The organism is Thalassotalea euphylliae, assembly GCF_042682785.1.
GTDB classification, from domain to species: Bacteria; Pseudomonadota; Gammaproteobacteria; order Enterobacterales; family Alteromonadaceae; genus Thalassotalea_F; species Thalassotalea_F euphylliae.
Map to the genome: position 1 here is coordinate 1,057,044 of NZ_JBHUIB010000003.1, position 20,818 is coordinate 1,077,861.

The following is a 20,818-nucleotide window of genomic DNA, read 5'->3' on the forward strand; positions in this document are numbered from 1 at the left end:
CCTCGCTTACGCTGCCCTAGCATGATGAAACACTTGCTCAATCTGTTCTAACGATTTGCCCTTAGTTTCAGGCAACATTCGATACACTAAAACAAACCCAATAAACGCGAATACGCCATAAATTAGGAAAGTCATTGCAGTACCTAAATTAGCGAGCTCCCACGGGAATACCAACTGCACGGTAAAACTAACAGCGCTATTGATTAGTCCGGTAAAGGCAATACCGATGCCACGTAGATGGTTTGGGAAAATTTCGGCCAGTAATACCCACATAACAGGCCCTAGCGATATAGCAAATGAAGCAACAAATCCTAATATGCCGACAAGAATTAGCGTCGCATTAATATTGGCTGCTGCTTGAATTAAGCTTGATTGATGATCTCTAGCGAGCTGCTCTCCAAGTACTTCCTTTAGTGCAGCCTTAAAAGCAAGGTCATCACTAAACTGCTGATTAATCAATGGTATTACTTTTTGTTGAATATCTTTTGATTCAATGAGAAGAACTGATTCGTTTGTCAGCTTATAAGTGGCCTGATGAAAACCGATAGCCGCCACAGACATACTCACCACAACACCAGCCAGGCCTATCAACATAAGTGGCTTACGTCCCAATTTGTCAATAAGTAACATAGCGACAATAGTAAATACGACATTAATCACCCCTACCCATATTGCTTGAGAAAACGCCGCATCCTGTCCCACGCCACTTTGCTCAAAAATACTAGGGGCATAAAAGTACACAGCATTGACGCCGGTAATTTGCTGACAAATACCAACGACAATTCCTACTGCCAATACATAACGCATTTTCCCTGAGAATAATGCCTTTAAGCGTTGCCAAAGAGGTGGCAGCGAATCATTAGCGGTTTTTTCAATATCCTCAATCAACTTGTCGTTACTTTCATTTGGAAAAAGTTTAGCAACAACACGTTTCGCTGATTCTTTTTGTCCGTTGACCACCAACCAACGGGGACTTTCTGGAATAGTGAATAGTAAAAGCAGATAAGCGAGAGCGGGGATTATTTCTATACCTAGCATCCAGCGCCAAACATTTTCCGTGATCCCTAAGCTCTCAGCTAAACCGCCAGCACCTCCACTGAGCTTTAAAAGGAAATAATTAGCAAAATATGCAGCTGAAAAGCCAACAACAATATTAAATTGATTGATAGAAATCATTTTGCCGCGCAACTTCGCTGGCGAAATTTCTGCAATATACATTGGCGCTAACACAAGCGAAGCAAATGCAATCCCACCAATAAAACGAGCTGCGACCAGCGTTTCGTAGTTGGGAGCGAAAGCCGAGAAAAACGCCGAAACGACATAAAGGAATGCAATCGTAATAATGACGCGCTTGCGACCAAATCGGTCTGCGCATGGCCCCGCGAAGAAGGAACCAAGCACCGCTCCAAGGGTTGGAGAGCTGACTACAAAACCTTGTTGCCACTCATTTAACGCAAATTCAGTTGTGACGAAGCCGACAACACCAGATATGACAGATGCATCAAAACCAAATATAAATCCACCAAGTGCTACTACCGTTGCAAAGTACACATTGGCCGACAACCACTTACTCATTTGAAACTCCCCTACCTGTTATCTATTTTTATTTGGGGTAATGACTGATACTTAAACACACTGTTAGCGCTAACACAAGCTCAATTAATACCATTTGTTTGAGTATAACGATTACTTTAAACGCTATGAAATTATATTAAATATAAAAAACAATAACTTAATAATATCACCCTCAGAAACAGGCGTAATTTCGTACAAATACTGTTGCCTGTTTCAAATGTTATTGATAATGTTAGCGCTAACATTAAATAAGAATATTAAATGGAGCGAATGATAATGTACCTAGGAATCGACTTAGGCACGTCAGGCGTCAAAGTAGTTATCTTGAGCGAACGAGGTGAACTTGTTGCTCAAGCAAGCAGTCCACTTAACGTTTCTCGTCCAAAACCACTTTGGTCAGAACAAGATCCAACTCATTGGTGGCAAGCAACAAACAACGCTATTGCTCACATCAAAGCAATGCACCCTGAGCATTTAGCTGATGTAAAAGCAGTTGGCCTGTCTGGGCAAATGCACGGTGCTACCCTGCTTGACGCCAACAACCAAATCATTCGTCCAGCCATTTTATGGAATGATGGACGCAGTGCAGCAGAGTGCGAAAACATTGAACAGCGTGAGCCAAAAAGCCGCGAGATTACCGGCAATATTGCCATGCCTGGCTTTACTGCCCCCAAACTCGTATGGCTAGAAAAACACGAGCCAGAGAATTTTGCACGAGTCGCTAAAGTCCTGTTACCCAAAGATTACTTAAGACTATTAATGACTGGGGACTTCGCTTCAGACATGTCAGACAGTGCAGGTACCCTTTGGTTGGACGTTGAAAAGCGTAGCTGGTCCGAAAAAATGTTACACGCAACAAACATGCGAGTAGCTCAAATGCCCAAGCTTTATGAAGGTACTGAAGTCACCGGACACCTTCTTGCTGATGTGGCTGAGAGCTGGGGAATGGCACAAGTGCCAGTTGTGGCAGGTGCCGGAGACAATGCTGCTGGGGCTGCAGGCATTGGCGTTATCAATCCGCATCAAGCGTTTTTATCGCTTGGTACATCCGGTGTTTATTTTGTCGCAAACCCAAGCTTTCAGCCAAACCCAGCAGGCGCAGTGCATGCATTTTGTCATTGTATTCCAGATACATGGCACCAAATGTCAGTGATTCTGAGTGCTGCTAGTTGTTTAACTTGGGTAACAGAGCTAACAGGCGCTGAAAACGAAGCTGCGCTACTTTCAGAAGTTGCAGAGCTTGATTTTTCAAAGCCTGGCAGCGTTATCTTCCTGCCTTATCTATCTGGCGAACGCACCCCGCACAACGACCCAAATGCCAAAGGCGTATTCTTTGGCTTAGGTCTCAATACAAACCGCGCCGAACTGGGGCGAGCTGTGCTTGAAGGCGTAGCCTTTGCCTTTGCCGACGGACAACAAGTGCTTAAAGACGCTGGCACACAAATCGATGAAGTGTCGGTGATTGGCGGCGGTGCTCGCAGTGCGCTGTGGGGCAAAATTCTCGCAAGCGTTTTAGATATGACATTGACCTACAGAGATGGTGGTGAAGTTGGTCCGGCTTTCGGCGCAGCGCGCCTAGCACAAATAGGTCATTCCAAGGTGCCTGCATCTGATATCTGTTTGCCAGGCAAAGTTAAACAAACGATAGCACCAGATAGCCAAATGCAAAGCTACTACATCGGGCAATACGAAAAATTTAAACAGCTTTATCAGGCCTTAAAAGGCCAGTTTTAGTGAACATACAAAAAATAGATTGATATAAATCAGGGGAAAATCATGAGCGAATTTTTTACAAACGTAAGCAAAATAAAATACGAAGGTGAACAGTCAACAAACCCGCTTGCTTTTCGTTACTACGACGAAAACAAAGTAATACTTGGCAAGACCATGAAAGAGCACTTACGCTTTGCAGCTTGTTACTGGCATACCTTGTGTTGGCCTGGCAGTGATATTTTTGGCGCAGGCACATTTGAGCGTCCGTGGATATCACCGTTTGGCGATCAAGTAGAACATGCTGAGGCAAAAGCAAAAGTCGCGTTTGAGTTTTTCGAAAAGCTTGGCGTACCTTACTTCTGCTTCCACGACACAGATATTGCACCGGAAGGCGAAACACTCCAGCAAAGCCATGACAATGTGTCTCGTATTGTTGATATTTTTGGTCAAGAAATGGAGCGCACAGGTACCAAATTGCTATGGGGTACTGCGAACTTATTCTCAAACCCGCGCTTTTGTGCAGGTGGTTCGACTAACCCAGACCCTCAAGTATTTGCATATGCTGCAGCACAAGTTAAGCATGTTTTAGAAGCAACTCATCGCCTTGGCGGTGAAAACTATGTCCTTTGGGGTGGTCGCGAAGGTTACGAAACACTGCTAAACACTGATCTTAAACGTGAAGGCGAACAATACGCACGTTTCTTAAAAATGGTGATCGAGCACAAACACAAAATTGGATTCAAAGGCACAATCCTTATTGAACCTAAGCCACAAGAGCCAACAAAACACCAATACGACTATGATACTGCTACTGTCGCGGGCTTCCTTCACAAGCACGGCTTACAAGACGAAGTAAAAGTTAACATTGAAGCAAACCACGCAACACTCGCGGGCCACAGCTTCCACCACGAAATTGCGCTTGCTTGTGCAGAAGGCATTATGGGTAGCGTTGATGCTAACCGAGGTGACCCGCAAAACGGTTGGGATACAGACCAATTCCCGAACGATGTGTACGAGTGCACATTAGTGATGTATGAAATTTTAAAAGCTGGAGGTTTAACAACGGGTGGCTTCAACTTCGACACTAAAATTCGTCGTCAGTCTTCTGAGCGTGATGACCTATTCCATGGTCACATTGGTGGTATGGATACCATGGCAAAAGCGCTAATCAACGCCGCTAAGTTGATTGAAGAAGCACCGTTGTCAAACTTTGTCGAACAACGTTACGCTGGCTGGAACGATAATTTAGGTCAACGCATTTTGGCGGGCGAAGAGAGCTTAGAAAGCTTGTCTCAATACGTGCACAGCAACAATGTGAACCCAACACATGTGTCAGGCCGTCAAGAGTTATTAGAAAATATCTTGAGCCGCTATTTATAACCTCCTGTGATTCATGAGTGAGTTATGAACTTATTAGAACAACTGAAACAAGTCACCACTGTCGTCGCAGACAGTGGTGACGTGGACTCGATTAAGGCGTTAAGCCCTGTCGATGCCACCACCAATCCATCACTTATCTTGCAAGCGGCAAAGCTTGAGCAATATCAATCGTTGATTGATGACGCCATCAACACCGCTGGTAGTGATATCGATGACATTTGCGATCAATTGATTGTTAATTTTGGGCGTGAAATTTTAAAACACATTCCTGGCCGTATTTCGAGCGAAGTAGATGCCCGTTTATCTTTTGATACACAAGCATCAATCGAAAAAGGTAGAAAGCTTATCGCGCTATATGAAAAAGCAGGTGTTTCGCGCGACCGCGTACTGATAAAGCTTGCGTCAACATGGCAAGGTATCAAAGCTGCAGAACAACTTGAGAAAGAAGGCATAGCGTGCAACTTAACGTTGCTTTTTTCAATGGCACAAGCGGTTGCCTGCGCAGAAGCTAAGGTAACACTGATCTCGCCGTTTGTGGGTCGTATCCTCGACTGGTACAAAAACAAAGATGGCAATGACTATCAAGGCGCAAACGACCCAGGTGTGCAGTCTGTCACCCGTATTTACCAATACTACAAGCAGTACGACTACAACACCGTTGTTATGGGCGCGAGCTTTAGAAACATTGGTGAAATCATCGAATTGGCAGGTTGTGACTTGCTGACCATTTCGCCTAAGTTGCTTAGCGAACTACAAGAAAGCGAGGGAGAATTAGTCACTAAATTGTCTCGCGACATGGTAAGCCCTAAACCGCAAAGTGATATTACACCACTCACAGAGCAAACCTTCTTATGGCAGCACAATGAAGACGCCATGGCGGTTGAGAAACTCAGTGAAGGTATTCGTAACTTTGCTAAAGACCAAGTCATTTTAGAACAGCTAGTGAAGCAACGTATCGCTGATTAGCGCTAGTTACTCAAGGTGGGAGTTAACGGTTGATGCCACACTCCCCGGTATGTCGACTCCCACCTTATTTATTTTCATGAAGTGTAAAGCACCATTTATTTCGTGTAGTTAACGAGTTCTGCTTGTGCGCTCTTTAGGTTCTGCTCTGCAAATTGTGCAACTTCTCCCAACATTTCTCGGCTGCCCTTCTCATTCTCGCCAATAGTTTTTATTGACGAAATTTTCCATGAATTATCTTCCTTTGAAAGCTCAAATTTATAGGTGCCGAATATTTGCCAATAACCTTTTTCGCCAAGCCAATGACTCGCCGTAAACGCTACGTTAACTGTCGCTTTGTTTTGACTCATCACAACTTGTGGGTCTTCAAGCTCATGAAAGGTGGTATCAAACCCTGGTAGAAATCCCGCCCAACGCTTCATTAGTTGTTCACGAGTCAGGATTTCAGCGTCTCCGCCAAATAGAGAGGTGTAGTCTACAACCACGTTTGTAGTTAGAAGTCGGCCCAAATACTCAAACGCCCCTTGATCGGCAAGTACAGAAAAACCATTTACAGTACGTTTTATTTTTGCCTCGTCCTGTGTCATTGCGTTTACTGACATTGACATCATTAGCACCCCACATAGCAAGTAAAAAAAGGATTTAGTCTTCATTACACGCAACCTATAAGTTAGTTTTGAAGTGTTGGTCGATAGCATTTACAGCGTCCGATACGGCATTGGCTTGGTCATAAAAATCAAATTGAGAGTACCCATCAAACCAAACTGCTTTAACATTATCTTGTGCTTTCTCAAGGTATTGCTCTGCGCCTGCAGGTAACGCCATGTCCTTTGATGCAACCATCAAAACAGGCTTGTCTATAGTTGCTGCACTTAACTGGGCGTCATAATTCAACCAACCGTCCCAAGATGCTACATTGAATTTATTGTCGTACTCAGGTATCAGGCCGCGGTCTTTTTCTGTGTAATATGGCGCTTGATACATCAAAGCGCTTTCGTTTGTTAAGCTTGCCGCCTCAATATACACCGGCTTATTGCTCACTTTTGCCGATGCTGATGCAGCCAGTAATTGTTGCACGCTCTGTTCGCCACCGTATATTGCAGTCGCCATTGCTTTGTCATGCAACCAAGGAGCAACAACGGCAACAGCTTTAATGCTATCGCTATTCAATGCAGCATCGAGCATATAGCCAGATGATGCGCATACTGCAACACCTGCAATACGCGTATCGTCAACAAAGGGCAAACCAGAAACAGCTTCAATAACCGCGCGAATGTTTTCTGTTTTCCGTACCGGATCTTCTAGATATTTTGCGACTTGAGTATTTTGTTTACCGCTCTCTCCCCAGCCTTCGAAATCAAACGTCAATGCAGCATAACCTTTGTCAGCTAGTGCTTTCGCGTAAACCGCTGCCATTTGCTCTTTTACGGTTGTCCAAGCACCTGTGACGACAACGACAGGTAATTTTTCACTTGCGTTGCCAGAGTAGCCTTCAGGTAAATATAGGTTTGCGGCTAATGTACCTGCGTTCGTGTCTAGTTGAAGTGCTTGCATGGGTGTAACCTCCGGTTGATTTGATTGATGTGCTTCGTTTGCTAACGCCACTGATGACAGTGACAGTAAACCGAGTATCGAAACAAGTAGTTGTTTAAACATGACTGCTCCTAGCATTGTTTACCATTGTAGTCAGCGCGTTCATGTCTTTGTTAAACGCCTGACCCGTTTTAAGTAAGTACAGGTTATCAACCACTTGTTTTTATAAATTGGAGATTGCTGCTTTGGTTTTGGTAGATTATTGCTATTGAAGAGAAGTGCGTTGCACAACACTGAAAAATGCCGATACACTAAAAAGTACCAAAGCCAATAAAAGCCAGAACGTGCAAACGAAGAGGAACGCAAAGTAATGAAGTCTACGCTCAAGTTTTTTGACTTTGACAGCGATCAAATATCAAATTGTGGCGACGTTTTGGATATTGAGTTCTCAAACCATGCACTAGACTGGTCAGGCATTGTCTTAGAGAAAGGAACATCGCCTCATTTTTATCCGCAAAATGTTTATACGCCCTACTTCTATTTCGCGCTGGCATTAGAAAAAGACTTACATTGGAATATTGAGAAAGACGGCGATATCGTCTCTCTCAGCACGTCACCCGGGAATATTTGGATAAACCCACCTAAAACCCCATTCACGCATGATATCTCAGAGCCTTGCTATTTTGTCATTTTGGCCATAGAAGAGTCTGAATTCTTAGCCGCTTGCCCGCTCGACATTCGTGACAAGAAGCTGCACTTTTTAAATAACTACAACGTCGTTGACGATACTATTAAAGGCATTATTGAATTGTTTATGCTGGAAGTTAATGGCAAAGGCAGAAATGGCAATCTGTACTTAAAAAACCTAGTCTCTTTGTTAGCCACGCACTATGTACAGAACTACTCAAATTATCTCGATCTAGTCAATTCGCAACATATGGCATCGAAATTTGACCAAGGGCAAGTAGACGTCATAGAAAACTATATAAATGACAACATAGGAAAACCTATATCGGTTGATGATTTGGCAGAGCAACTGCATTGCAGCAAGTTTTATTTTCTACGAGAGTTTAAGAAATTTACTAGCGTAACCCCCTACCAATTCTTAATGAACAAGCGGTTATTACAGGCTAAACAGTTGCTTACTGGCGATAAACCAAATATTGCCGCCATTAGCCATGACTTAGGCTTTAATGATCAATCGCATTTTACACGTGTATTCAAAGCACATTTTGGCATGACACCTGGGCAATTTAGCAAGCAGCAATAACCACCTTAAGTTACTAGAGGTCAACATATTCAACGTCACGATTCTTCAATATTTCTGCCATAAAACTGTCGTTAAAATTCAAGAATAACAGCACAAATAGTTCATTTTACAGACAAATAATTGTCATCTTCCCTCCGTAGTTTATGTCGTTCAATTTTTAATTTACGGATGAAACATGAACAAAATAACCAAAATAATGATCGTGAGTAGTGCAGTTTTAGGATTAAGCGCGTGTGATGACGACGATGTTGAAATAAAAGAAGTACAAACACAAGTTGTCGTCAAAGAAGTTGAAACTATTGAAGTGCCTGTAATAGTTAAAGAAATAGAAACTGTTGAAGTACCTGTTCTAGTGCAAGTTCCAGCGGGCGATGCTTTAAACATTCAGCTAGGCAGCCGCCCCTTCTTCCTTGTTGATGATATGGATGGCGGTGAACTAAAAGAAGCCATGCAGGCCTGTGCTGAAGGCCCTTTCTATAAAACTGACTTCTCTATTGGCCACCGTGGCGCACCAATGCAATACCCTGAACATACAAAAGAATCATACGAAGCAGCTGCGAGAATGGGTGCCGGTATACTTGAATGTGACGTTACCTTCACCCAAGATAAAGAATTGGTATGTCGCCATTCGCAATGTGACTTACACACCACTACCAATATTCTCGAAACCGAACTAGCGTCGAAGTGTACAACGCCATTTGTTCCAGCAAACCCTGCCACTGGCACGCCTGCACAAGCTATGTGCTGCACCAGTGATATAACGCTTGCGGAGTTTAAAACGCTTAAAGGAAAAATGGATGCTGCCAATTCAAACGGCACAACTGTAGCAGAATATATGGACGGCACAGCGGGCTGGCGCACGGACTTGTACTCCAGTCGCGGCACGCTGCTAAGCCACGCAGAAAGCATTGAGCTTTTTAAATCGTTAAACGCGAAAATGACACCAGAGCTAAAATCACCGAGTGTTGAAATGCCATTTGATGGATTTACACAAGAAGATTACGCACAAAAAATGGTAGACGAATACAAGGCAGCTGACGTATCGCCGGACCAAGTATGGGCACAGTCGTTCAATTTAGCCGACGTGCAATACTGGATAGCTAATGAACCTGCATTTGGTGAGCAAGCGGTATATCTTGATGGCAGATATAGTGACCCAAGCTTTAACGTGGCAGATTCAGCAACGTGGTCGCCAACCATGGAGGAACTCGTCGAACAAGGTGTAAAAATTCTTGCACCGCCAACATGGATGCTCGTTACAGAAGAGAACGGAGGCATTGTGCCTTCTGACTATGCTAAAGCCGCAAAAGACGCTGGTTTAGGCATTATTACTTGGACATTAGAACGCTCTGGCCCACTCGCTTCAGGTGGCGGATGGTATTACCAAACCATTGGAAACATAACCAATAACGACGGTGACCAGCTTAAACTGTTACATGTACTAGCAAAAGATGTTGGTGTACTAGGTGTATTCTCTGATTGGCCAGGAACAACTACTTACTACGCTAGCTGTATGGGAATGCCTGCGAGTATCTAATTACAGCCTTTAAAGAAACGCTATAGCCTGGCTAAATCTCAGACTATGGCGTTCTCTATTCTAAGTAGAGCATTTTCTCAATCTGTTTGCATGACCTACAAGGTCATAAACAGTTTTGTCGTGAAAAAAGCGGATACTATCCACGCTATATTAATTAACGAACGCGCGAACCATGGTAATTTGCTATACGAGATTGAAAAATATTTGGAGACAACCACCATTGCCCCCATCAACGTAAACCACGGGGTAAAGAAAACAAACACCTGCCATTTCACCAGTGCTATAGCCAAATCATGTAACGCACCACTAATAAAAAAAGTGACAATAACAGCTAGCCACGCTGGTAAAAACGAGGATGACGGTTGCATAACTTTGCGATAAAGATAATAACCCCAAATAGGGTTCCAATATTGCCAAAACACAGGGAATGACCCAGCACCAAGCGCGCGAGTTAACATATTCCGTAATGAGTGTTTAGCCCCCAACGGCACCCCGTTTCGTTTTTTAACGTATTGAGCCAACGACGCTACAGTCATATTTTTTCTATTGTTCATCAGTAAAGCTTATATTAGTGTTTAGCGCAGTAAAAATTACATACTTACCTACTTAGTTTTCAACTCACTATTTAGCTCAGTAATATGAAGCAATTCGCCTACTGGGCCCCAAACAAAGAATACCTTGCCCCACCTCTCGCGTTGGATGGGGGAAATTTTGGTTTTATGCGCAGACTTTTCGCACAGGTCAAACGCTGCATCAATATCAGCCACACATACTTGCAACATAAAATTTTTGGCTAGTTCTTCATTATAAAATCGTTGGAGAAAGAAAAAACATTTACCATTTTGGAACAACGTGAGGTCTTCAGAAGCATCTTCAGGAGTAAAGCCAATTTCTGTATAAAAAGACTTAGAGACGTCAAAGTCCTTACAGGGTATAAATGTTCTTATATCAATTACATCCATTTTTTAACCTCAAACAATTTAGTTCACTCGACTAAAGCGAAAATAAATAATATTACCGAGAAGAAGTAAGGTAATAAGATAATCGAATCGGCAGGAGTGAATATTTATAAATAAACAAGAGGCTTTCCATCCAATACAGCAAATTTATCGCCAAGCTTTCTCCCTACAGATAGGCCTTAAACTTACCCCTTGCGCTTAGCACTAGACTCTCGTTCGATAATCTCAAAATCCAGAATATTACGGCAATCGCGAGGCTTTCCTTTTTCTGCCCCATCGACTTTACCAGAGGCAAGCAGTTCAATGGCAAGTTCTGCCATTTCTTGAATTGGCTGTCTGATAGTGGTGAGATGTGGCGATATGGTTGTCGCAAGTTGTGCGTCATCAAAACCTACAACGGATATATCTTTAGGTACTTGCAAGCCCTTCATGTGAGCGACAGATATTACTGCTGCTGCCATTTCGTCATTTGCGGCAAAAATGGCACTTGGTAGTTGCTCGCTCTCTTGGCTAAGTAACTTTTGTGCCGCATCAATACCCGATTTATAAGTAAACAAGCCCTGTTCGATATAGCTAGGCGGCACAGAAATTTGGTTAGAACGCAGCGCATCTAAATAGCCTTGATAGCGCATTCTACTCGCCCCTTGGTTTGGGTTACCAATGATATGGGCAATGTTAGTGTGTCCCTGCTCTATCAAATGCTGAGTAATCTCAAATGCCGCTTGGTAATCATCAATGCACACGTATGGTGATGCCTGTAAATCTGTGTCTGGTGCAATACGCACATACGGTACGCTATATTCGTTGAGAATATTAAGTACTTCGGGTTGGTCACTTACTGGCGGTAGCAATATCATGCCATCAACCTGTGTAATGTTGATCAGGTCTTTTACTGACTCTAATGACGTATCGATGTTTTCATCAATTTCGTCAACGACCAAATGGTAACCACTGGCACGGCATCGTTTCAGCGCGCCAAGTAAAAATTTGCTGACGTACGACGCATTTAAATCGAAATAAAGAAGGCCCAAGAAAAATGACTTATTACTGGCAAGCCGACGGGCAGAAACATTCGGGCGATAATTCAGTTCACGAACAGCTGCCATGACTTTAGCGGTTTTGTCTTCGCTAACCTTACCGTCGTTATTTAACACCCGCGAGACTGTCATTGTTGATACGCCGGCTTTTTCAGCCACGTCTTGTATTCTGGCTCGCTTGGTCTTAGTCATTGAATTTTGGTTCTTTTAAACGATAGGTATCGCTCAATTACACCAATAAAGCGCGCGCTTTTCAATGTTATCGTTAACTTGTGACGAGAAAGCGTGAACAGGCGCTATGTTAATTTGCTAGATTCGCGTTCCATTAATTCAAAATCTAACACATGCCTAAAGTCGCTTTTGCTGACCTTGGATAGGTCGTCATATTGTCCTGACGCAAGCAGCTCAACAGCCATTTCTGCCATTTCTTGGATTGGTTGGCGGACCGTTGATAAATGCGGCCACACTGTCACCGCCAGTTGTGCATCATCAAAGCCAACAATGGCTAAATCGTCAGGCACTTTTTTTGACAACATGTGAGCCGCTGTCAGCGTTGCTGCAGCCATATCATCATTACTAGCAAATATTGCTGTTGGTGGTTCCTCTAAAGCTAATAGTTTTTGCGCAGCACTCAGACCCGATTTGAAGTCGAAAAAACCTTGTTCAATAAATTCCGGCGGTACAGAAAGCTTGTTGGAACGCAACGCATCTAAAAAGCCTTGATAACGCATACGGCTCGCCCCTTGGTTCGGGTGGCCGATTATATGTCCTATTCTCGTGTGCCCTTGCTTGATAAGCGCTTCGGTAACATCAAACGCTGCTTGATAGTCGTCCATACAAATGTAGGGAGAATTGTTGATGTTGACGTCGGGTGAAATGCGAATGTAAGGCACATTGGCCTCTTTCAACATGGTAAGAATTGAGTCTGAGTCACATAAAGGTGGCAGTAGAATCATGCCATCGACTTTTGTGATGTGAATTAAATCAGCAACCGAATCTAGTGTTTTGTTGATATCAACGTCAGCTTCATCAACCACTAAGTGGTAGCCACTTGCTCGACATTTTTTAAGCGCGCCAAGTAAAAATTTACTGACGTATGAGGCACTAGGGTTATCGTAAATAAGCCCAAGAAAGAAAGACTTGGTACTGGCTAAACGGCGGGCAGAAACATTCGGGCGATAGTTCAACGCTTTAACCGCTGACATCACTTTTTCCCGTGTAGTTTCACTGACTTTGGCGTCTTGGTTCAGTACACGAGATACCGTCATCATGGATACGCCTGCACTTTGTGCTACGTCTTTGATTTTTGTTCGTTTAGCGGTAGCCATAATCTCCCAAAATTCAGTTAAGTAAATAGAAGGAGCTAACGTCGATTTTCGCCGTCAGCTCCCAATGATTAGCGGCCTAGAAAGTACCGCGGATACCTACGTTATAGCGTGCACCAAATTCTTGCGCACTAACCAGTTGGTTTGAGAAACGACCGTGTTGACGAAGTGATTCCTCGTTTAAGTTCAACCCTTCAATGAATACCGTAAAGTTTTCATTAATGTCGTAGCTCATGTTCGCATCAAGCTGACCGTACTCTTCAGTAAATACCGGCTCATCAGGCGCACGAAGTTGATCCGTTGCAGCTAAGAACTCGTCACGCCAGTTGTACGCAATACGCACTTGGAAGCCGTCTTTGTCGTAGAAAGCAACAAGGTTAGCTGAGTCACTCAACCCAATTAATGCAGTTTGCTCTTCCACTTCACGTACGTCGTATTCAACGTCACCATCAACAAATGTCGCATTCGCTTGAACACCAAAACCTGTGTCACCGAAAAGATGTTGAACTGCCAGTTCTATACCATCAACACTTGCCGAGTCTTTGTTAACAGGTGTTGTAATTAGCCAGTCAATATCTGGTGAGTTTGGTACCACTGTTCCGTCACACACTGGCGCGTCAGTACCATTAAGTGGACAGTCATTTGGACCTGTACCTAAGTCACCTTGGCTAGGGTCTGTGTATGCGACACCATCAGCGTTGTATAACTTGCCAGACGTTGTGTTATTCGAAATGTAGTTGTCTACCCACTTCTTGAAGTAACCCACTGACGCATAGCTACCTTCGTCGTAATACCACTCATAACTCAAATCAAAGTTATCAGAAACGTATGGTTTCAGATTCGGGTTACCTTGATACGCAAGGTAAGGACCTGCTGGACGAGAGTTAGCAATGTTAGTCGCTGGACGAAGTGCTGTTAAGTCGTTACGCGTTAAGCTGCGACCTGCCGATAAACGGAAGATCATATCTTCTTGGAACTCAACACTGATGTCCAAGTTTGGTAAGAAGTAGGTGTAATCACCTGACAACTCAGTAGTCCCGTATACTGGCTCTGCATCAAACTGGCTGCGAAGCTCAGTTAAACTGACATAGCGCAGTGCATATGGCGTTACTTGTGAAGTTTTACCTGTCACATCAGTGCTTTCGTAACGAGTGCCCGCAACGATATCAATTGGCATACCTTGGAATTCAGTTTCAAATTCAAACTGCACATAAGCTGACACCGTTTCTTCTTGTACTTCGTTGAAAACATTCGGGTTGTAAGTAAAACCTACTTCGTCATCGACACGGTTAAGTAGCTCGTTTACGTCAAACTCAACTATGTAGTCAAAAAGAGAATCACTGCCGCTAAACTCTGAACCTAAACCACCACGATCAACATAGGTTAAGTCATCCACATTTGGGTTCCATGCACGGCCAAGACCAGTAAAGTGCATGCGCCATGTGGTGTCGTAGTTAAAATCAACATAGCCAACACCAAATCTAATAGCTGCTAACGCATTGTCTGAATCATTCAACCAGGTAAAGTCTAGCTTCACTTGGTCAATGGTATTTTCGACTTCGTTACCACGGCCAATCGCTAAGTTACCGCCCACTAATGATGGGTCATATTGGTCTGTGCGCACTGTACCGTCATACAACCAGCGAACGTCACCGTCAAACCCGTTAGCTGCCATTGAAGCTGGATCGTTAAGAATTGGTAAGTCTGAACTACCGTAATCAAGCGTAAATTGGCCTGCATAACAGACTTCATAAGCAAAACATGCAAAATCAGAGTTTGTTAGTAGCAATGAATTTTCTGAAATAGTGCCATCTGGCTGTGCATGCGATTCTGAGGTATGTGCGTCAAACTGCATGCTCAGATTATCAGTAATTTGCCATTTTACATTGATACCAACAGAGTCATTTTCGGTTTCAATTTCGTCATAGTAACCGAGGAAATCCGTACCACCAGCGCCATTAGCGATATTAGCTAACACACCATTTTCATCCGCTGATGCTGATACCCAGTTGCCAATCCAGTGAGCGGTTTGGTAACGCTCAATGGTGGTTTCATATTTTGAATAGAAGTAATCTACCGCCACTTCTACATCATCATTTGGCTTAAACTGAAGTACTAATTGACCATTGGTGCGCTCACGCTCATGGTGAGAAACATCCATATTAAAGTTTTGCGGTAACCAAATATTGCCATTTGGGTTTTTACTTGGGTCAATCGCGCTAACATCAACAGAACCGCCAGAGCCGCCACAATCAGGGCTAAATGGCGTGTTGTAACCCAGTTCACAGTTACCACCTGTTTGACGCAACCAGCCGTCGGTCGCGATAATTTCTTGCGAGCTATGACGCTCACTGTATGAAACGGCCGCTAGTACGCCGAACTTGCCATCCATAAATTTGTTAGAGATCATACCTGACACTTCCGGTGTCACGTCATCGCCCTTTTCAACACTTGTATCGTTAATACCTTTAACACTAAATGCTGATTTAAAGCCGTCGAAATTAAACGGTTTGGCAGTTTCAATATTAACTGTTGCACCAATACCACCAGAGGCAACGTCAGCGCGCGCCGTTTTGTAAATTTGTACACCGCTCACCGACTCAGCGGCAATTTGTTCAAAATTAAAACTGCGGTTTTGCGTACCACCTGCGCCCTCTTGCTTTGGTGAGTCGGCAAATGGCATTGAACGACCATTTAATGTCACTAAGTTAAAGCTCGGACCAAAACCACGAACGGTAATTTGGTTACCTTCGTTGTTTTTACGGTCGATAGAAACACCCGAAATACGCTGGAGTGATTCAGCTAAGTTAGTATCAGGAAACTTACCAATATCTTCGGCAGAAATAGCATCGACAACACCTTGTGAGTCACGCTTAATGTCCATCGCTTTAATCACTGAAGAACGTATACCACGTACCTCAATCACCTCCGTTTCATCAGCTGCCGTTTGCTCTGCTAATGCAGGTGCCATAGAAAATGTAGACGCAATTGCCAATGACAAAACACTGGGTTTTAGCAAGTCTTTCTTGTTCATGTTATCCCCCCCCAGGGCATAGTGTTATTTATACTTATAATCTTGGTATTCACACATTTTGTTTAACTTGCATCTGCCAAACCTTAAAATGTTAACGCTAACAAATACAATGTTTAAAATTTAACCTAGCACTGTTAACACAACATTGCAAACGAAATAGTAAAGTTTGTCTGTGTTTTTATCTGGTCCTTTATTTGTAAGGGATTCATGCCGTTCAAAAAGCTTTCACAGCACTTAACACCAATAAATTCGCAGTGCCTATAAGAAATGTTTATATGAGGTATTAGAACAATGTTATAGCTCTACTTATTAATGTAAAGCCGATGTACTTCATGTATAGCAGATAGAATAAGCACAATGACAAGACTAAGTAGCCTTGTAAAAACTGGTTGACAAGCGTTAAAAAAAAATAAACCATGTTAGCGTTAACATTTATACATAAATAAAATAAAGCAACGGTTTACAAGGTTAGTGAAGTAAACACTCGTTTAACTAAACAACAAGATACAGGCTTGGACATGACGACGCGCAGAACAACATCCAGTAATAAGCAACGCCGTAAGCATTTTTTAATGGGCATACTCGCGACATGTGTAATGTCGGCATGTAACGATAATAGTTCTCAAAAATCAGTCGATATAAAACAAGAAACAACGTCAAGTTCGTCATCAACCAAAAACTTACTCCCACCAGATGGGAAAACACTGATGATCATCGGTCAAGACTCTGACACCATCAGTGAATACGTTGCCAATATGCCAGAAGATAATATAGAGGGTGTCACTCTATATTCGCAGCTTAAATCAAATAGCACTGACACTACCCTATTCGGCATTTTCCAATCAGCAAACTGGCAAGCCGGTGATGTATCGTTTGAAAAAACACTACTAGAATCACCTGATGCCGCCTTAGCACTAGGCTTATCGCTCGATCAATGTAACCAAGCGCCTCATAGTCAAAACCTTACTGATGGAAAATATGACCAAGCATTAAAGGAGCTTGTTAACTACTTAACATCATTAGCACCACGAAAAGTGTTTTTGCGAATAGGCTATGAATTTGACGGCCCTTGGAATTGTTACGAACCAGCAAGTTATAAAACCGCTTTTCGAAAAATAGCCTTGGCGCTAGACGAAGCCAATGCAAATAATGTTGCAACGGTTTGGCAAGGTGCGGCATGGCCGGATAGCTATGGTAATGACATATACAATACGGCGAACCCTGACCATCTAGATACGTGGTACCCCGGTGACGACGTTGTTGACTGGGTGGGTGTGTCTGTATTTTATCGTGATTTATCGCAATGGAATTATGTACCGCCAACAACGCCAGATGCAGGACAACAAGCATTGTTAGAATTTGCGCGTAATAAACAGAAGCCGGTGATTATTGCTGAAGCCGCGCCTCAGGGTTATCGCATTGAAGGATTAACCCAAAGCCCTATTCAAGAAAACCTGCCTACAGCCACAACTGCAGAAGCTATTTGGCAAAATTGGTACCAGCCGTTTTTTGATTTCATCGACGATAACAAGGACGTTATCCGTGCTGTTGCCTACATCAATGCAAACTGGGAATCACAAGGCATGTGGCATTGTTCACCAGGCATTGCAGCAGGTCAGCAAGGCTGTAATCAAGGCAACTGGGGCGACAGCCGAGTGCATGTTAATGACTATATAAAGCAGCGCTGGCTAGAACAAGTGAACAATGCACAACGCTGGGTGCAATCAGGAAATTACTAGAGGTTGTTATGAGTAAACAAAAAATGATTCAAAACCCAATATTGAGGGGCTTTAATCCAGACCCTAATATTGTACGTGTTGAAGATGATTACTACATAGTCACTTCAACCTTTGAGTGGTTTCCTGGTTATCAAATTCACCACTCGAAAGATTTGGTCAACTGGCAGCTAATAAACCGCCCACTTGACCGTGTATCACAGTTAGATATGCGCGGCGTGCCCGACTCATGTGGCGTATGGGCACCCTGCCTCACTCATCACGAAGGTGTTTTCTACTTACTGTATTGTAATGTAAAAAGCTTTAATGGCGATTGGAAAGATACGCCAAATTATTTAGTCACAGCAACAGATATTAATGGTCCTTGGTCTGAGCCTACGTTTTTAAACGCAAGTGGCTTTGACTCTTCACTGTTTCACGATGACGACGGAAAGTCATATTTCGTCAACATGTTGATGGACCATCGTAATGGCAAGTTTTTCGGAGGTGTTGTTTTACAAGAGTTCTGCAAAGAAGAAAAAAAACTTGTTGGCAAAATACACCATATTTTCGAAGGTACAAAGCACGGTCGTACCGAAGGCCCACATATCTATAAACGCAACGGCTGGTATTATCTGCTGACCGCAGAAGGCGGCACAAGCTATGAGCATTGCGTCACCCTCGCACGCTCTCGCAGTGTTTTAGGCCCGTACGAAGTACATCCCGAAAATCCAATTATTACGGCAAAATACAATCCAGAGGCCTATCTTCAAAAGCTCGGCCATGGCGACTTAGTAGAAACACAAGATGGCGATTGGTACGCTGTGTTTCTTACTGGCCGCCCGTTAACGGAACTAGGGCGCTGCATTACAGGCAGAGAAAGCGCGATTGAAAAAGTTGAATGGCGTGATGATGACTGGCTTTACTTAGCGCATGGCGGCAACATTGCGCGGGAATTTGTCGAAGCCCCTGATTTACCCGAACATACGTTTGAACAAACACGCTCGTATATCGAGTTCAACGACCAAGCACTTGATATAAACTTTCAATCTCTGCGCATTCCTATGACGTCTGATTGGGTTAACACCACTGAACGCAAAGGCTATTTGCGTTTGTACGGTAGAGAATCTCTTAGCTCGTGTTTTGAGCAAAGTATGATCGCACGGCGCGTACAAGCGCATGAAACCATGGCGAGCACCTGCCTTGAATTTGAGCCGCAAAACTTCCAGCAAATGGCAGGGTTAGTCTGTTATTACAATACGTTCCATTATCACTATCTGCATGTATTTGGTGATGACTTTGGCGAATATTCAGGTCGTAAGTTTTTAACCATTCTGACCTGTGACAATCACGTCACTACACAGCCAAACGTGGATCCTATCGAGATTACAGGTTGTGAAAAAGTCTACTTAAAAGCAGAGTTTTTTGGCGCCAACCTACAATTTTATTACGCATTGAGCCAACAAGGTAATGGCCACGGTGGCTGGCAAAAAATAGGACCAATTCTCGAAGGTAGTATCTTGTCTGACGATTATGTTGAACACGGTGAAACCCGTTTCCACCCTTGTTTTACAGGCGCATTCTACGGTTTAGCCTGCCAAGATCTTTCTGGGCAAAAGCTACACGCCGACTTCGATTATTTTGAATACCACGAAAAAGAGACAGACTCATGACTCAAACACTAGACTACGACGCACTAGCAAAGCAATTTTGGCGTGATGGTTATATCGTTATTGAGAACTTTTTCGACGATGCATTGATGGAACAATATGACCAACTGATCCTCGATCAATTTGGCTATTCACCAGAGTTTTGGCATACCGATGAATTTTTAGAAACAACAGGTGTAGAAGTCGTACCGTGGTTTCCGCAACGTGAAGGTTGTTTAGCTTTTAATACGGTATCTGAAGATGAGCGTTTCAAAGCGCTTACACAAGCTATTTTAGACGACGGCTGGTACGAGCAATACTCGATGGTAATGTTCTCAAAGCAAGGCACAAAAGGCCAAGCTTGGCATCAAGACTGCCCACCTGATAATAGCCACTTCTTTAATATGAACCGATTAGTCTACACCATGGATGTCACAGAAAAAGGCACCGGCGGTCAAACACTCGTGATGCCAGGTTCGCATTTAAAAGGTATGCTCCCTTCGCTAAGTGAATCATTCCCAGAGCAAGATAAAGTCGTGCTCAGCCCTAAAAAAGGCAGTATTGTGTTCTTGCATGGTCATTGTTGGCATAGCGTATTGCCTGTGACAGGTAAATACCGCGTCAGTACCAATTACCGTTGTGCTCCTCAAGGAACGCCAGAAAACATTACCGATATTGGCATCTATCGTAATATTCGCTACCAGTTTTCAACAGAATCCATTGTTGAGGAGCGTGATTAGTGCATTACTAATGAACTTTAGTTGAAAACACTTTGTAACAGCAAAGTTCACAAAAAGGACTATGATGCATTCACCAAAACCAACCTTGGGGAGGTTGCGATGAAACCAAATGCGCGAGACGCAATGCAGCTCCTTATCAACGAAGTGAGAACGGTTTTCCCTTTCGAGTTACCTGAAGCACAGATATGTGCAGGTAAATGCATAGGTTGCCCGAAGAAATTACTAGAGCTAACAGATACTGAGCTCAGCGAATGGCAAAGTCGATTAGACAACGGTGAAACACCGCTACTAGGTGATGTTAGTCGCTTAGGTAAGCTGTGTAAGAATATTCGCCGCGGTTTAGAAAGAAACCAACTTATATAAAAAAGGCCGTATATTACACGGCCTT

Annotated in this window: 17 protein-coding genes; 9 read left to right on the top strand and 8 right to left on the bottom strand. The window is 43.4% G+C overall.

Translation table 11 applies throughout. The features are described from left to right. Positions 1-6: 6 nt before the first annotated feature. Entirely contained in the window at positions 7-1,575 is a 1,569-nt protein-coding gene (locus ACFSJY_RS12090) for a sugar porter family MFS transporter (protein WP_386034584.1), read from the bottom strand. Between the two features lie 276 nt (positions 1,576-1,851). Here ACFSJY_RS12090 and xylB point away from each other — a divergent pair, with 276 nt between their 5' ends. Genes xylB through tal form a run of 3 tightly spaced genes read left to right on the top strand, consistent with a single transcriptional unit; the run spans position 1,852 to position 5,634 of the window. Beyond that, positions 1,852-3,309 carry a xylulokinase gene (gene xylB / locus ACFSJY_RS12095; RefSeq protein ID WP_386035035.1) on the top strand — a complete coding sequence of 486 codons (1,458 nt, stop codon included), beginning with the start codon at positions 1,852-1,854 and terminating at the stop codon, positions 3,307-3,309. A gap of 42 nt (positions 3,310-3,351) precedes the next feature. After that, positions 3,352-4,668: a xylose isomerase gene (xylA, locus tag ACFSJY_RS12100; RefSeq protein ID WP_386034586.1), complete on the top strand. Its 1,317-nt coding sequence runs from the start codon at positions 3,352-3,354 to the stop codon at positions 4,666-4,668. Between the two features lie 24 nt (positions 4,669-4,692). Next, positions 4,693-5,634 carry a transaldolase gene (gene tal / locus ACFSJY_RS12105; RefSeq protein WP_386034588.1) on the top strand — a complete coding sequence of 314 codons (942 nt, stop codon included), beginning with the start codon at positions 4,693-4,695 and terminating at the stop codon, positions 5,632-5,634. Between the two features lie 95 nt (positions 5,635-5,729). Here tal and ACFSJY_RS12110 read toward each other — a convergent pair whose 3' ends face one another. Both ACFSJY_RS12110 and ACFSJY_RS12115 read right to left on the bottom strand, forming a co-directional pair. Next, positions 5,730-6,242: a nuclear transport factor 2 family protein gene (locus tag ACFSJY_RS12110; protein WP_386034590.1), complete on the bottom strand. Its 513-nt coding sequence runs from the start codon at positions 6,240-6,242 to the stop codon at positions 5,730-5,732. 52 nt (positions 6,243-6,294) lie between these two features. Beyond that, entirely contained in the window at positions 6,295-7,287 is a 993-nt protein-coding gene (locus ACFSJY_RS12115) for an alpha/beta hydrolase (RefSeq protein WP_386034592.1), read from the bottom strand. A gap of 247 nt (positions 7,288-7,534) precedes the next feature. Here ACFSJY_RS12115 and ACFSJY_RS12120 point away from each other — a divergent pair, with 247 nt between their 5' ends. Further along, positions 7,535-8,434: a helix-turn-helix domain-containing protein gene (locus ACFSJY_RS12120; RefSeq protein ID WP_386034594.1), complete on the top strand. Its 900-nt coding sequence runs from the start codon at positions 7,535-7,537 to the stop codon at positions 8,432-8,434. Between the two features lie 175 nt (positions 8,435-8,609). Continuing rightward, entirely contained in the window at positions 8,610-9,971 is a 1,362-nt protein-coding gene (locus ACFSJY_RS12125; protein WP_386034596.1) for a glycerophosphodiester phosphodiesterase family protein, read from the top strand. A gap of 95 nt (positions 9,972-10,066) precedes the next feature. On the opposite strand, the gene ACFSJY_RS12130 is transcribed toward ACFSJY_RS12125, so the two are convergent. From ACFSJY_RS12130 to ACFSJY_RS12150, 5 genes are all read right to left on the bottom strand, one after another. Then, positions 10,067-10,507 (bottom strand): acyltransferase, encoded by a 441-nt coding sequence (locus ACFSJY_RS12130; RefSeq protein WP_386034598.1) that lies wholly within the window; start codon positions 10,505-10,507, stop codon positions 10,067-10,069. 66 nt (positions 10,508-10,573) lie between these two features. Next, complete coding sequence (locus ACFSJY_RS12135; protein ID WP_386034600.1) at positions 10,574-10,933, bottom strand: VOC family protein; 360 nt, start codon at positions 10,931-10,933, stop codon at positions 10,574-10,576. 182 nt (positions 10,934-11,115) lie between these two features. Then, complete coding sequence (locus tag ACFSJY_RS12140) at positions 11,116-12,159, bottom strand: LacI family DNA-binding transcriptional regulator (RefSeq protein ID WP_386034602.1); 1,044 nt, start codon at positions 12,157-12,159, stop codon at positions 11,116-11,118. A gap of 104 nt (positions 12,160-12,263) precedes the next feature. Beyond that, positions 12,264-13,295, bottom strand: coding sequence for a LacI family DNA-binding transcriptional regulator (locus ACFSJY_RS12145; protein WP_386034604.1), 1,032 nt, complete (start codon positions 13,293-13,295; stop codon positions 12,264-12,266). Between the two features lie 76 nt (positions 13,296-13,371). Further along, complete coding sequence (locus ACFSJY_RS12150; RefSeq protein ID WP_386034606.1) at positions 13,372-16,326, bottom strand: TonB-dependent receptor; 2,955 nt, start codon at positions 16,324-16,326, stop codon at positions 13,372-13,374. 518 nt (positions 16,327-16,844) lie between these two features. Here ACFSJY_RS12150 and ACFSJY_RS12155 point away from each other — a divergent pair. The 4 genes from ACFSJY_RS12155 to ACFSJY_RS12170 all read left to right on the top strand — a co-directional run bounded on the left by ACFSJY_RS12155 (position 16,845) and on the right by ACFSJY_RS12170 (position 20,793). Next, positions 16,845-18,065, top strand: a complete 1,221-nt coding sequence (locus tag ACFSJY_RS12155) for a glycoside hydrolase family 26 protein (RefSeq protein ID WP_386034608.1) — start codon at positions 16,845-16,847, stop codon at positions 18,063-18,065. Between the two features lie 8 nt (positions 18,066-18,073). Continuing rightward, a complete protein-coding gene (locus ACFSJY_RS12160) occupies positions 18,074-19,714 on the top strand; it encodes a glycoside hydrolase family 43 protein (RefSeq protein WP_386034610.1) in 1,641 nt (546 codons plus the stop codon). Then, complete coding sequence (locus ACFSJY_RS12165) at positions 19,711-20,430, top strand: phytanoyl-CoA dioxygenase family protein (RefSeq protein ID WP_386034612.1); 720 nt, start codon at positions 19,711-19,713, stop codon at positions 20,428-20,430. Before ACFSJY_RS12160 ends, ACFSJY_RS12165 begins: the two co-directional genes overlap by 4 nt. Before the next feature lie 99 nt (positions 20,431-20,529). Then, a complete protein-coding gene (locus tag ACFSJY_RS12170) occupies positions 20,530-20,793 on the top strand; it encodes a hypothetical protein (protein ID WP_386034614.1) in 264 nt (87 codons plus the stop codon). The last annotated feature ends 25 nt before the right edge of the window (positions 20,794-20,818 follow it).